At 39.9% G+C, this 12,932-nt stretch carries 15 protein-coding genes; 7 read left to right on the top strand and 8 right to left on the bottom strand.

Translation table 11 applies throughout. The annotated features are described in order from the left end of the window. Window positions 1-153 precede the first annotated feature (153 nt). Complete coding sequence (locus tag CSV73_RS15845) at window positions 154-870, bottom strand: YebC/PmpR family DNA-binding transcriptional regulator (RefSeq protein ID WP_099628049.1); 717 nt, start codon at window positions 868-870, stop codon at window positions 154-156. 1,405 nt (window positions 871-2,275) lie between these two features. On the opposite strand from CSV73_RS15845, the gene CSV73_RS15850 reads away from it, so the two are divergent. From CSV73_RS15850 to CSV73_RS15875, 6 genes are all read left to right on the top strand, one after another. After that, complete coding sequence (locus tag CSV73_RS15850; protein WP_099628050.1) at window positions 2,276-2,983, top strand: phosphoadenylyl-sulfate reductase; 708 nt, start codon at window positions 2,276-2,278, stop codon at window positions 2,981-2,983. Window positions 2,984-3,050: 67 nt separating this feature from the next. After that, on the top strand, window positions 3,051-4,193 hold the full coding sequence (gene sat, locus CSV73_RS15855; RefSeq protein WP_099628051.1) for a sulfate adenylyltransferase: 1,143 nt from the start codon (window positions 3,051-3,053) through the stop codon (window positions 4,191-4,193). 11 nt (window positions 4,194-4,204) lie between these two features. Further along, entirely contained in the window at window positions 4,205-4,801 is a 597-nt protein-coding gene (gene cysC / locus CSV73_RS15860) for an adenylyl-sulfate kinase (protein WP_099628052.1), read from the top strand. 12 nt (window positions 4,802-4,813) lie between these two features. Further along, window positions 4,814-5,590, top strand: coding sequence for a uroporphyrinogen-III C-methyltransferase (gene cobA / locus CSV73_RS15865; RefSeq protein ID WP_099628053.1), 777 nt, complete (start codon window positions 4,814-4,816; stop codon window positions 5,588-5,590). Next, complete coding sequence (locus CSV73_RS15870; protein ID WP_099628054.1) at window positions 5,587-6,348, top strand: sirohydrochlorin chelatase; 762 nt, start codon at window positions 5,587-5,589, stop codon at window positions 6,346-6,348. The genes cobA and CSV73_RS15870 overlap by 4 nt, the downstream gene beginning before the upstream one ends. Beyond that, window positions 6,329-6,964 carry a precorrin-2 dehydrogenase/sirohydrochlorin ferrochelatase family protein gene (locus tag CSV73_RS15875; protein ID WP_099628055.1) on the top strand — a complete coding sequence of 212 codons (636 nt, stop codon included), beginning with the start codon at window positions 6,329-6,331 and terminating at the stop codon, window positions 6,962-6,964. The genes CSV73_RS15870 and CSV73_RS15875 overlap by 20 nt, the downstream gene beginning before the upstream one ends. A gap of 74 nt (window positions 6,965-7,038) precedes the next feature. On the opposite strand, the gene CSV73_RS15880 is transcribed toward CSV73_RS15875, so the two are convergent. The 7 genes from CSV73_RS15880 to CSV73_RS15905 all read right to left on the bottom strand — a co-directional run bounded on the left by CSV73_RS15880 (window position 7,039) and on the right by CSV73_RS15905 (window position 12,292). After that, window positions 7,039-7,383 carry a DUF6568 family protein gene (locus tag CSV73_RS15880; RefSeq protein WP_099628056.1) on the bottom strand — a complete coding sequence of 115 codons (345 nt, stop codon included), beginning with the start codon at window positions 7,381-7,383 and terminating at the stop codon, window positions 7,039-7,041. A gap of 115 nt (window positions 7,384-7,498) precedes the next feature. Further along, on the bottom strand, window positions 7,499-7,651 hold the full coding sequence (locus CSV73_RS16385; RefSeq protein ID WP_157111229.1) for a P1 family peptidase: 153 nt from the start codon (window positions 7,649-7,651) through the stop codon (window positions 7,499-7,501). A gap of 69 nt (window positions 7,652-7,720) precedes the next feature. Further along, window positions 7,721-8,422, bottom strand: a complete 702-nt coding sequence (locus CSV73_RS15885; protein WP_085131671.1) for an ABC transporter ATP-binding protein — start codon at window positions 8,420-8,422, stop codon at window positions 7,721-7,723. Further along, window positions 8,415-9,188 carry an ABC transporter ATP-binding protein gene (locus CSV73_RS15890; protein ID WP_099628057.1) on the bottom strand — a complete coding sequence of 258 codons (774 nt, stop codon included), beginning with the start codon at window positions 9,186-9,188 and terminating at the stop codon, window positions 8,415-8,417. Before CSV73_RS15890 ends, CSV73_RS15885 begins: the two co-directional genes overlap by 8 nt. Then, window positions 9,160-10,143 (bottom strand): branched-chain amino acid ABC transporter permease, encoded by a 984-nt coding sequence (locus CSV73_RS15895; protein WP_085131673.1) that lies wholly within the window; start codon window positions 10,141-10,143, stop codon window positions 9,160-9,162. Before CSV73_RS15895 ends, CSV73_RS15890 begins: the two co-directional genes overlap by 29 nt. 4 nt (window positions 10,144-10,147) lie before the next feature. Continuing rightward, window positions 10,148-11,032: a branched-chain amino acid ABC transporter permease gene (locus CSV73_RS15900; protein ID WP_085131674.1), complete on the bottom strand. Its 885-nt coding sequence runs from the start codon at window positions 11,030-11,032 to the stop codon at window positions 10,148-10,150. 108 nt (window positions 11,033-11,140) lie between these two features. Then, window positions 11,141-12,292, bottom strand: coding sequence for an ABC transporter substrate-binding protein (locus CSV73_RS15905; RefSeq protein WP_085131675.1), 1,152 nt, complete (start codon window positions 12,290-12,292; stop codon window positions 11,141-11,143). 271 nt (window positions 12,293-12,563) lie between these two features. On the opposite strand from CSV73_RS15905, the gene CSV73_RS16890 reads away from it, so the two are divergent. After that, complete coding sequence (locus tag CSV73_RS16890) at window positions 12,564-12,686, top strand: hypothetical protein (protein WP_255407862.1); 123 nt, start codon at window positions 12,564-12,566, stop codon at window positions 12,684-12,686. The last annotated feature ends 246 nt before the right edge of the window (window positions 12,687-12,932 follow it).

Genomic DNA, 12,932 nt, shown 5'->3' on the forward strand with positions numbered 1-12,932 from the left:
AAAGCCCTAGGATCGCGGCAACAATCAAAGGACTTTCTCTCAAATTAAAAAATTTTCGCATGTCTATTATAACATAGGTAGTGCTTTTTTTTGCTTTTTTCAACTTATTCTTTCAAATAAAAACAGCCGCTCCATTATGGAACAGCTGTTTTTTCACGTTAACTCAACATTATGATGAACCTGTTGTACATCTTCTAAATCATCTAGTGCATCAATCATTTTTTCAAACTGTTCCTGCGCTTCTGCATCTAATGAAATTTCATTCTGAGCTATCATGGATAACTCTGCTACAGTAAAGTCCGTAACACCAGCTTGACTAAATGCTTCCTGTACTTCATGGAAATGGGAAGGATCAGCGTATACAACTACTTGCCCATCTTCCTCCTCGATATCGTTGACATCAACGTCGGCTTCCATCAATAATTCTAATACTTCATCTTCTGTTTTGCCTTCAACACCAATAATAGCAGCTGGATCAAACATATAAGCTACAGAACCACTCACGCCCATGTTGCCTCCATTTTTACCAAATGCCGCACGTACTTCTGACGCTGTCCGATTGACGTTATTTGTTAATGCATCCACGATAACCATTGAGCCGTTCGGTCCGAACCCTTCATAACGAAGTTCGTCGAAGTTTTCCTCGCCGCCACCTTTTGCCTTTTCGATTGCACGGTCGATGATCGCTTTCGGTATGCTGTATGTTTTTGCACGTTCGAGTACGAATTTCAATGCTTGATTTGATTCGGGATTTGGATCTCCTGATTTTGCTGCTACATATATTTCACGGCCAAACTTTGCATAGATTCTACTCGTGTTCGCATCTTTAGACGCTTTCTTTTCTTTAATATTATTCCATTTACGGCCCATTGAGTGCACACTCTTTCCTTTAGTTATAATGATTTACTACTATTTAGTATACCAATTGCTTTTTGACATGAAAAGTAAAAAGATAAATAGACGTAGGTAGGAACCTCTACACTTCTAAGAGTTGTCGTGTACTAAAAATTAGTGAGTGTCTGCGCTACTGAGTAGTAATAATATAGATTGTGCTAGCAAAACAAGATTTTTTATACGTTACACAACTAAGAAATTCATTTGACAGAACCACTACGCGGCTGCCCGTCTTACTCACTTTTGGTTGGGGACGTCGCTCGACTGATTGTTAGGTATTGAAATTAGCGAGGGTATGCTTTCTGGACCCGCGCAGGCACGTGGGGGATTGCCTACAGCCCTGAGCCAGCTGGCGATGGGGCTGCCAGTTGTCTCAGGGCCACGGCCTACCCCGCAGTTGTGACTGGCTACTGTGGGGAAATGAATTAGTTTGTGTTTCTAACAAAAAGAAAAACAGTGACATTGTGATAGCTTTCATGCATTTCTTGCTCACTTTTGTTGGGGACGTCGCTCGACTGATTGTTGGGTACTAAAATTGGTGAGTGTATGCTTTCTGGACCCGCGCAGGCACGTGGGGATTGCCTCCAGCCCTGAGCCAGCTGGCGATGGGGCTGCCAGTTGTCTCAGGGCCACGGCCTACCCCGCAGTTGTGCCTGCGCTACTTTGGGGAAATGAATTAGTTTGTGTTTCTAGTAAAGAGAAAAACAGTGACATGGTGATACCAATCATGTATTTCTTGCTCACTTTTTGTTGGGGACGTCGCTCGACTGGTTGTTGGATACTGAAATTAGTGAGTGTATGCTTTCTCTACCCGCGCAGGCACGTGGGGGATTGCCTACAGAAATAAAAACAGAGACAGGCGAACTTTCTGTCAGTGGCTCCTCGCGAAAGCCATCCACCAGCGCCGGAGTGAGGACCATGACCGCCCCAGTCTCATTGCCAGCAAAACCACGAACCCCTAAACAAACACCCAACAGTAAAAGCAAGTGCAAAAACCACAACCCACCACCGCTTATTACGCACCCCTAACAGAAACGGAATCCAACAAGCACTAATTCCATTAAAAATTCAACTACTCACACTGCCTTGCACCATTTCCAACACGTAAACCATCCTATAGCACTATAATAAGGACAATATACTCTTTCTTCGCACTACCATGAAAACAAGAAACTTTCTACAAATCCCGGAAATAAAATAAATTTTCAAAAATACTACCCATGTTCGGTGAGTACTTACCATGCTTTAGAGCCTCTTCCAAATAAGAAATCGCCATTATTTAAATAAATAAAAATTTCAATCCCTACTATTCTAATTTGTATTGACTATTTTTAATTGTCTGTTAAACTGTTAATAATATAACAGTTAGCGGGGGGATGGAATGGTCACATTTGAATCGTGGAAAGATGCACCGGTCTTACCAAAGTTTCCAACAGACTCCGAGACCAAAGGAGCTTCTGAGGTATTACAATGGGCTTATGATCACTATGGAGAAAAGTTAGTCTATGCTTGTAGCTTCGGTATAGAAGGTATTGTATTAATTGAACTGATTTCACGAGTGAAGCCCAATGCGAAGATTGTTTTCTTAGACACTAATTATCATTTTAAAGAAACGTATGACACGATAGAAAAAGTGAAAAAGCGCTATCCTCAACTTCAAATTCATTTGCAACAACCTGGATTGACTATTGAAGAACAGACAAATCAATACGGTTTAGATCTCTGGAAAACCAACCCAAATCAATGTTGTGATTTGCGGAAGATTAAACCATTGGAAGAAGCTATTGACCCTTCCACCGCATGGATATCAGGATTACGTAGAGAACAATCTGAAATGAGAAAATCTACGGATTATCTAAATCTAGATAACCGTTTTGAGAAGATTAAAGTGTGTCCGCTTATTCATTGGACATGGAAAGATGTGTGGCGTTTCGCCCACACACATGAACTGGACTATAATATACTCCATGATCAAGGTTATCCGAGTATTGGTTGTGCAAACTGTACAAAACCAGCTTTTACTGAAGAAGACATGCGTTCCGGACGTTGGACTGGTAGTGGCAAAACAGAATGTGGCCTGCATACGTAAATTTTTTAAATTTAAAACCTAGTATTTCTATATGACTTATTAAAATGTAAAGGATAGGTGCTTAAAAATGACAACAATACAACCACACGGCGGTAAGTTAGTTAATTTATATGATCCCACTCTCTCCATTAAAGGATTGCACAAAACAGTCTCTATTGATGCAACATCAGTGAGTGATTTGGAATTAATCGCAACGGGTGCCTATAGCCCGTTAACTGGATTTTTAACTTCTAAAGATTATCATGCAGTCGTCAATGATATTCGTCTCGCGGACGGTACGATATGGAGTTTGCCTATTACGCTACCCGTAAAAGACAGTTCGGCTTACTCCGTTGGCGATACAGTATTACTCGACTATCAAGGTGATATATTCGGCACACTTGAAATAACGGATATCTTCGAACCTGATCAACAAATTGAAGCAGAAAAAGTGTATAAAACAACTGACCGTGCACATCCAGGTGTAGCGAAGTTACTTGATCGCGGCCATATCTATCTAGGTGGACCGATTAAACTGATCAGACGAATAGAACAGAAAGATTTTGCTGAGTTTTATTTCGATCCTTCTGAAACTCGTCAAGCATTTGAAAGTAATGGCTGGAAGACGATTGTCGGATTCCAAACGCGTAATCCTGTGCACCGTGCACATGAATATATTCAAAAAACTGCACTCGAAATCGTGGACGCACTTTTGCTCAACCCGCTAGTTGGTGAAACAAAGTCTGACGATATCCCAGCCGATGTACGGATGGAGAGTTATCAAGTTCTACTGAGTGACTACTACCCTGAAGATCGCGTGAAGTTGGCTGTCTTCCCTGCTGCAATGCGTTATGCAGGACCACGCGAGGCAATATTCCATGCGCTTGTGCGTAAAAATTATGGTTGCACACACTTTATCGTCGGTCGTGACCATGCAGGTGTTGGAGATTATTACGGCACATACGAAGCACAAGAAATCTTCTCGAACTTTACAGCGGAGGAAATCGGCATCACATTACTGTTCTTTGAGCATAGTTTCTTCTGTAAAACTTGCGGCAATATGGCAACACCTAAAACTTGCCCGCACTCCAGTGAGGACCATGTCATCCTTTCGGGAACTAAGGTGCGTGAGATGTTGAAAAACGGCATCTTGCCTCCACCGGAATTCAGTCGCAAAGAAGTGGTCGATGTACTCATTAATGGATTACAAGAAAAAGAACTGGCGAAGTGAGGGATGACGATATGGCAAAGAACATTGTATGGCATGACCAATTAATTTCAAAAGAACAACAACGGACAAAAAATAAACATCATAGTGCAGTACTCTACTTCACTGGTCTATCCGGTTCGGGTAAATCCACGATTGCTAATGCAGCCGCACGCCGGTTGCATGATCTTGGTGCTAACACTTATGTACTTGATGGTGATAATGTTCGTCATGGCTTAAATAAGGACCTTGGCTTCTCTGATGAAGCACGTAAAGAAAACATTCGTCGCATTGGTGAAGTCTCGAAATTATTCATTGACAGTGGTCAGCTCGTGTTTACCGCATTCATCTCCCCTTTCCAAGAGGATCGTGATAGCGTCAGACGCTTAGTGGAAGAAGATGAATTTGTTGAAGTGTTTATCAGTTGTCCTCTTGATGCTTGTGAACAACGCGATCCAAAGGGTTTATATGAAAAAGCACGTGCCGGTGTCATTCCTGAATTTACTGGGATTTCATCACCTTATGAAGCACCAGTAAAACCTGAACTTACATTAGAAACTGATCGATATACGATTGAAGAGTGTGTTGAACAATTGATCGGTTACTTACGCGATAAAAAATGGATTCATTAAGGAGTGATTGGAATGGGCAAAGTTTGGCTAGTCGGAGCAGGTCCTGGAGATCCTGATTTATTGACCATCAAAGCAGTGAAAGCTATACAGCAAGCGGATGTAGTTCTTTATGACAGACTGATCAATCAAGAAATCTTAACTCATGTAAAGCCCGATGCAGAATTGATTTTTGTAGGGAAACTTCCTAAGCATCATTTCGTTCAGCAGGATATGATCAATTTCTTATTGGTTAAACATGCGAAACAAGGTAAACAAGTCGTACGTCTGAAAGGCGGCGATCCATTTATATTCGGTCGCGGCGGTGAAGAAGCAGCGTTTGTGGTGAAGCATCACATCCCATTCGAAGTGATTCCGGGCATCACGTCCGGAATCGCAGCTCCAGCCTATGCAGGAATCCCTGTTACCCATCGTGATTACAGCGCTTCCTTTGCAATCGTCACGGGCCATCGTAAAGAAGGTGCCGAAGAGACTGAAAAATGGCAAGCTCTCGCAAAAGGGATTGATACTCTAGCGATTTATATGGGTGTTAGCAATCTACCTTATATCCAAAAACAATTGATTGAGCATGGTAAAGATCCAGACACACCTGTTGCCTTCATTCATTGGGGAACGACAGAGACACAGCGTACAGTTACTGCGACGCTTTCCACTATGACGGAAACGGCACGTCTGGAAGAAGTCAAAAATCCGAGTATGATCATTATCGGTGAAGTCGTTCGCTTGCGTGATGAATTACAATGGTTTGAAGAATCCAGTAAAGAACGTCGTTTACACGAGGCGATGGTATGAGAGCTATCTTATATATTTGCCACGGTAGCCGCGTAAAGAAAGGGCGGCAGGCTGCTTTGGCATTCATTGAGAAGACAATGGAAACCGAAGCGGCCCCTATCCAGGAAGCGTGTTTTCTGGAACTCGCTGAACCGTCGATTGCTGAAGGCGTTGCGCGCTGTATCGCACGAGGCGCAACAGAAATTATTGCTATCCCCTTTCTGTTATTACGCGCAGGTCATGCCAACGTGGATATTCCTACTGAGCTTCAGGAAGTTATGATGGATTACCCTGATACTCCTGTTTACTACGGTGATCCAATTGGTGTGGATGAAAGAATGATCAATGTACTAATCGAACGGTTGCATGAAACGACAGAAGTAATTCCTGAGGATGCATGCATTTTATTGATTGGAAGAGGCAGTAGTGATCCCGCTACGCAAGATGATTTTGCAGAAATCAAAAGAATCTTCCAAGAAAAAACTAAACTCCACAATGTCAGTGTCGGTTATCTAGCAGCTTGCGAGCCTTTTTATGAAGATGAACTCGAACGATTACTAGAACATCAGCCAAAGAATTTGTATGTTTTACCGTATTTATTGTTCACGGGTATCTTGATGAAATCAATTGAACGAACACTAAAGAAAACTAAAACAACAACCGCTATTCATCTATGCCCCGAATTAGGCTATGATCCCGTGATTCATGCGATTCTGAATGAAAGGGCCGATGAAGCAACAGAAAGGAAACGTGGTCTCTATGTTCCCCATCATGCTTGAAAACATGGATGAATCAAATATTTTCCTAGTCGGTGGCGGGCACGTCGCATATCACAAAGTACTCAACCTCCATCGTTTCGGTATCCATCCTACCATTATCAGCCCTGAATTCCACCCGTCTTTTGAAGAACTAGAACAACGAGGGACGGTTACACTCATCACGAAAAAAGCACAATGGGAAGACGTTGCAAATGCTTTTCTCACCTTGCTTGTAACGGATGACGAAGCAGTAAATGATTGTCTTGCCAAACAATTAAAAGATGCGGGCAAACTGGTCGTTCACGCTTCCAATCCTTCTTTAGGTACTGCACAGATTCCCGCTGTTATGACACGCGGTAAACTGATCATCAGTGTATCGACAAGTGGCGCAAGTCCTTCATTGGCCAAAAATGTTCGTGACGAAATTGCAGAAACCTATGATGAACGATATGAGGACTACCTGGATTTCCTTGCTGATGTACGACACTATGTGAAGCTTTACATCGCGGATCGCGCAGAGCGTAGGACATGGCTGAAAGAAGCTATCGAGCCTATTTATCTCCATAATGCAGAAGAGCGGCAAACTCTTATGAACGAACTACAGCAAACCTTTCCGTCAAAACAGCTCATCAGTTAAAAAAGAAAATAGAATTAAAAGAGATCCTTAATTCACTTACGAATTAAGGATCTCTTTATGTAGTTTTTAATCGATTACTTATTCATGAATGATTTGATTTCTTCTTCAGACATGGAAGAATCACATTTAATGTTTACTGTGTCTCCATTTGTGTAGATGAAGCCAGGCACTGTTGGAATGTCGTACTCATTACGGAAAGCAGAAACACCTTTCATATCAGAATTTTCAATACTGTTAACGTAATAGATATGGGCATCCGTTTCTTTAGCCACTTTGTTTAATTTTTCAACGAATACTTGGCAGAAAGGACATACGGATTTACCGACATAGATTACAGCCTCGCCGTCCCCTTTTACTAGTTCGTCTGCTCTTGCCGAATCAATTTTATCAAAACCCGCTACATTTTCTTCATAACCCATTTATGATCAATCTCCTTTCATTGTTAGTATTAGTATACCGCATTGTGTAAAGACTCAAACAAATCTGCTTATCGGTTCACCTCCATATACTTTTCAAAGACCTCCATCATACTATCTATTCAAACGGATAGGCGTGGATGATATTCCCCATCCGTCCTGTCGTCGTGATAGCCTGTGATAGGGAATTCACTATTGCTTCTTCTGCCACTTCAGCTGCACTGAGAAAAAGGTCATCCATCTCTAACTTTTTAGATTCACGCGAGTCCATGTTATTCATCCCAAGTTAAAATTCTAAATAAGTAAAGACTTAGTTTCAGACTAGTTTTCTTTATTTTGATTAATGACCTAAATAGGCTTTCTTAATCGTATCATCTTGCAATAATTCTTTAGCAGTACCAGAAGCAACTACTTTCCCATTTTCAAGTACATAACCATGATCTGCTACTTTTAATGCTTGTCGCGCATTTTGTTCAACAAGTAAGACTGTGGTACCCGCTTCATTAATCTCTTTAATAATTTTAAATATATCTGCAACGATGATCGGTGCTAGACCCATTGAAGGTTCATCTAGTAAAAGAAGCTTTGGCCTAGACATAATCACTCTGGCAATCGCTAACATTTGTTGTTGTCCACCTGAAAGTGTCCCACCGTATTGTTCTTTTCTTTCTCTCAGAATCGGAAAGCGATCCATCACCTTTTCAATATCCGCGCTAACTTCTGAATCACTTCGGTGATATGCACCCATTTCCAAGTTTTCTAAAACAGTCATTGTTGCCAAAATACCTCGACCTTCTGGAACAAGCGCTAAACCATTTCTTAAAAGCTGGTCTGGTCGACGACCTGTAACGTCTTTCCCTAAATAATGGATTGTACCTTCTTTGGGTTTTAAAAGCCCAGCGATGGTATTCATCATCGTCGTCTTACCAGCACCATTGGCACCTAAAATCGTTACGATTGTCCCTTCTTCTACAGCTATATCTATACTTTTTAACGCTTGAATTTTACCATAAAAGGTACTGATGTTATCTAGTTTAAGCAAGCTCATCTTCCTCCTCAACCCCGAGGTAGGCTTCAATTACTTCTTTATTGTTTTGAATACTGCTCGGTGTACCTTCTGCAATTTTTTTACCAAAGTTCAAAACGATAATTCTACTACAAACACGCATCACGAGTGGCATATCATGTTCGATAAGTAGCACTGTAATATCTAACGTTTGGATTTTTTTAATTAAATTAAATAAATCATTCGTTTCTTTTTCGTTCATCCCAGCTGCTGGTTCATCAAGAAGGATTAACTTTGGTCTACTTGCTAAAGCTCTTGCGATTTCTAATCTCCGCTGCGCACCGTATGAAAGGTTTTTTGCAATTGTTTCCTTATCATCCGATAAGCCAACAACTTCTAATATCTCATCTGAAGTTGCCAAAACTCTAGCTTCTTCTGCTTTTTGAGCTTTCGTGCGGAAAACACTTTGCAACACATTAGTTTTTAGTCGACAATGATTACCTACCATAACGTTTTCACGTACTGTTAAGTCAGAAAACAGACGAATATTTTGAAATGTACGGCAAATGCCTTTTTCTGTAATTTGATGTGGCTTTAAATTCGAAAGTGGATTACCGACAAACGATATTTCACCAGAACTAGGAGGATACATAGCTGTAATCATATTAAACATAGTCGTCTTTCCAGCACCATTAGGCCCAATTAAACCAAGAATTTCGCCTTCTTCCACTGAAAATGAGACATCGGTTAAAGCTTGGATACCACCGAAGTTTTTACTGATCTTCTTTATTTCCAGCACCATGCTTTTTCTCCCCTTTCTTCTTAGGTCTTAATCGTTTAAATCGGTTCATCATATTCACATCGATAATTCCTTGTGGGCGGAACGCCATCATAAGAACAAGAAGCGCACCATAAATCATAAATCGATATTCGTTGATAAAACGTAAGAATTCCGGCATTGCAGATAAGAACACAGCTCCGAATATGGATCCCCATATCACTTCGCTTCCGCCAAAAATAGAGAAAATCAATATTTCTACTGCTCTATGATAATCAAAGTCTGAAGGGCTAATGTACGCCATTAAATGAGCATATAAGGCGCCTGCAAATCCTGCTAACATTGCGCCTTGACCGAAAGCTAATACTTTGTAATAAGTAATATTAATACCCATCGCTTCTGATGCTTCTTCATCCATTTTAATAGCGGAGAAAGCACGTCCAATTCTAGAATTATTTTGTCTCACGAAGAACCAAATGACAGAAATCGTTATAATAAGTAAGACAAAAAAGACAGCTAAACTTATGAACTGGTTGTTTTTCAACCCAAACATATCAGGTTCTATTCCTATAGTTTTACTTACACTAAGTATTTCTCTTCCAAGATGCGGAATGCCTGATAAGCCAATTGCACCGTTTGTTAAACCATCCCAGTTAATGAAAAGAACTCGAACGACTTCACCGAACCCAAGTGTTGCAATAGCGAGATAAACACCTTGCAATCTTAAAGCCGGAATACCGATTAATGTCCCAACAATCCCTGTAAAGATAGCAGCTATAATGACACCGAGTACAAGCGGCATATTATAATTAAGCGTTAGAATAGCTGTTGTGTACGCACCTATACTCATAAAGCCCGCATGACCAAGTGATAATTGTCCTGTTCCAAGCGTTATGTATATGCTAACAGCTAGAATGATATTAATTAAAATAAAAGAAGTAACTTGTAGATAATACGGGTTTATTAATTCGCCTAACATCTAATCAACCCTTTCTCCCAGTTGTAGCTGTTCCAAAGATTCCTTGTGGTCGTACGATTAAAATAACAATGATAGCGATAAACGCAACAGCATCCCGATAACCTGAATCTCCATATGCTACGATAAATGTTTCAGCCATCCCTAAAATCAAACCACCTACCATGGCTCCTCTAACATTACCTAAACCACCTAAAATAATAATAGCTAATCCTTTAAGTCCGAAAGATAAACCCATTTGAGGGTTAACAGAGTTGAAAGCGATTCCCACTAAAATTCCAGCAATTCCACCCATTGCTGATGCAATAATAACAGTTTGCGTTATCGTTTTTTTCGTATTTACACCGAGAAGACTTGCTACTGCTAAGTTTTCCGCGCTTGCACGTAATGCTTTTCCTGCTTTTGTTTTAGATAACCAAAAAGTAAGTCCAAACATTAGTAAAATAGCAATAACGAAAATAATAATTTGAACGTAGTAAACAGTTGTTGATCCTAAAACGAATTTTAATTCTGAAAGTGAAGTACGGAATGGTTGGTTGCCTGAACCAAAAAAGTGATGTGCAACGTTCTCAAGAAAAATAGAAACACCGATTGTACTTATTAAAGGCGCAAGATGTGAGACACCTTCTTTCCCTCGTAATGGTCTTAGCGCAAATGTTTCGAGAAAATAGCCTAAAATTCCCGTCACTACAATGGCTACGACAAATGCAATATATAATGGCCAACCCAATATATTCGTGACAACGACGCCCATAAATGCTCCGAACATAAAGATTTCCCCGTGCCCCATGTTTACTACGTTCAACACACCAAATACGAGCGTGTAACCTAGCGCAACAATGACATAGATACTTCCTAATGTTAAACCATTTATTAATTGTTCAATTAGCAATAGTACTCCTCCTTCTTCATTTTCGACTTATATGATTAATCTCATTTTTCGTAAGTCATTTAGGAAAACAACAAGGCTGGGAAAATCCCCAGCCCCTTCCTTGAAAAATTATTCAAATACTACGTATTCATCATCTTCAATAATTAAAACAGTTGGCTCCATAATAATGTCACCGTCTTCATCAAATGACATATTTCCTAGAACGCCTTCAAAATCTTTAATTTCAGCCAGTGCATCACGAATCGCATCACGATCTGCTTCACCAGCATTTTTAATTGCTTCAGCCATTACATAAAAACCATCATATGCTTGTGCTGCGAACTGGTCCGGCTCCATACCGTAAGCCGCTTTATAATCTTCAACAAACTTTTTAACTTTCTCGTTGTCTTTCTTAGCGAACCAAGGAGTTGCAACGATTAAACCATTTGCAGCGTCGCCAGCAATTTCAATAACTTCCGGTGAGTTAAAACCATTACCGCCAACGAATGGTACGTCAATTCCCATTTTGCGGGCTTGATCAAGAATTACTGCGCCTTCATTATAAAGAGCAGAAGCTAAAACTAAGTCTGGATTTAGGCTTTTAATTTTTGTTAATTGTGCTTTATAATCAGATTGTCCTAATTGAAAAGTTTCTGTTGTTAAAACTTCTAAATCTAAATCTTCAGCAACTTGCTTCATCGTGTCATATCCTGCTTTTGTGAATACATCATCATTTCCGTATAAAATCGCAACCTTTTTTGCGCCATATTTATCAATAGCTTTCTGCACAGATGCAGGAATTGCTAATGTCTCAGGAATTGAATTTCTGAATACATATTCTCCAAGTTGTGGAATACCTTCAGCTGTGTTTGATGTACCTAGAATCGGAACACCGTTTAAATCTGCTTCTGGTCCAACAATTTGCATTTCAGTACTTAAAGTAGGCCCAATAATTGCATCTACATTTTCTGAGTTCATTAATTTTTGTGCAACTGATAGTGCTTCTTCTTGTTTACCAGCAGAGTCTTCAATTTTCAACTCAATGTCCACTTCTCCAAGTTCAGTAATTTCTTTGTGTGCGAGATTAATTCCGTTTGTAATCGCTTCACCATAACTAGCACCTGGGCCAGTTAAGTATGAAATAACGCCTACTTTTGCTTTTACAACATCACCGGAATCTGCACCTTCAGTATCATCTGTTGATGAGTTTCCACATGCGGCTAACATTACTAATGTGAAAGCCATTAAAACTGTAAACAAGAGTTTACTTCTTTTACTCATACTACCCAGCCCCCTATTTGATTGAAATTTCAATCATCGAGAATTATACAACTCTCAATAATTTGTTAGTTATATCATTTGTCACAACTCTGGTTATCTTATGACTCATCGAACATGAGCTTCTGTTTTCATGTGACAAAATAGTGATATAACTAATATTTTGATTATACCCTATTATTAATAGCATAGGTTGTAATATTTACAATATTTAAAACTATCTATCATATTAGAGATATTTATTTCTTAATTGAATATAATGTAAGTTATTTTGATGAACTGGATTTATCCACTTATGGCTATCTTCGCAGCGAGTTGTTACGGTACACTCTCTACTATTATTAATCTCGCTCTATTAAATGATTTCACTGTTGCAGAAGCGGTGACTAGTCAGTAACTTATTGGTTTTATGTTTGCTCTTTTCATATTTATTATTGTATGTCGAAAAGCAAAAAAAAAAGAGGTTGGGACAGAACAGAAAAAACGTAAGAGGAATGAGTCCTTTACGCTTTTTTCTGTTCTATCAGCAAATATTTTTTAGAGTATCAGAATGTACCGGAACGGAGAAAGGCCGACTCCTGAGGGATCAGCGTGCGTCTTGAGACCCTGGACGTAGCAAAGCGAAGGAAGCGGCTCAAGCCAC

The sequence above is a fragment of the Sporosarcina sp. P1 genome, assembly GCF_002743155.1.
Classification (GTDB): domain Bacteria; phylum Bacillota; class Bacilli; order Bacillales_A; family Planococcaceae; genus Sporosarcina; species Sporosarcina ureae_B.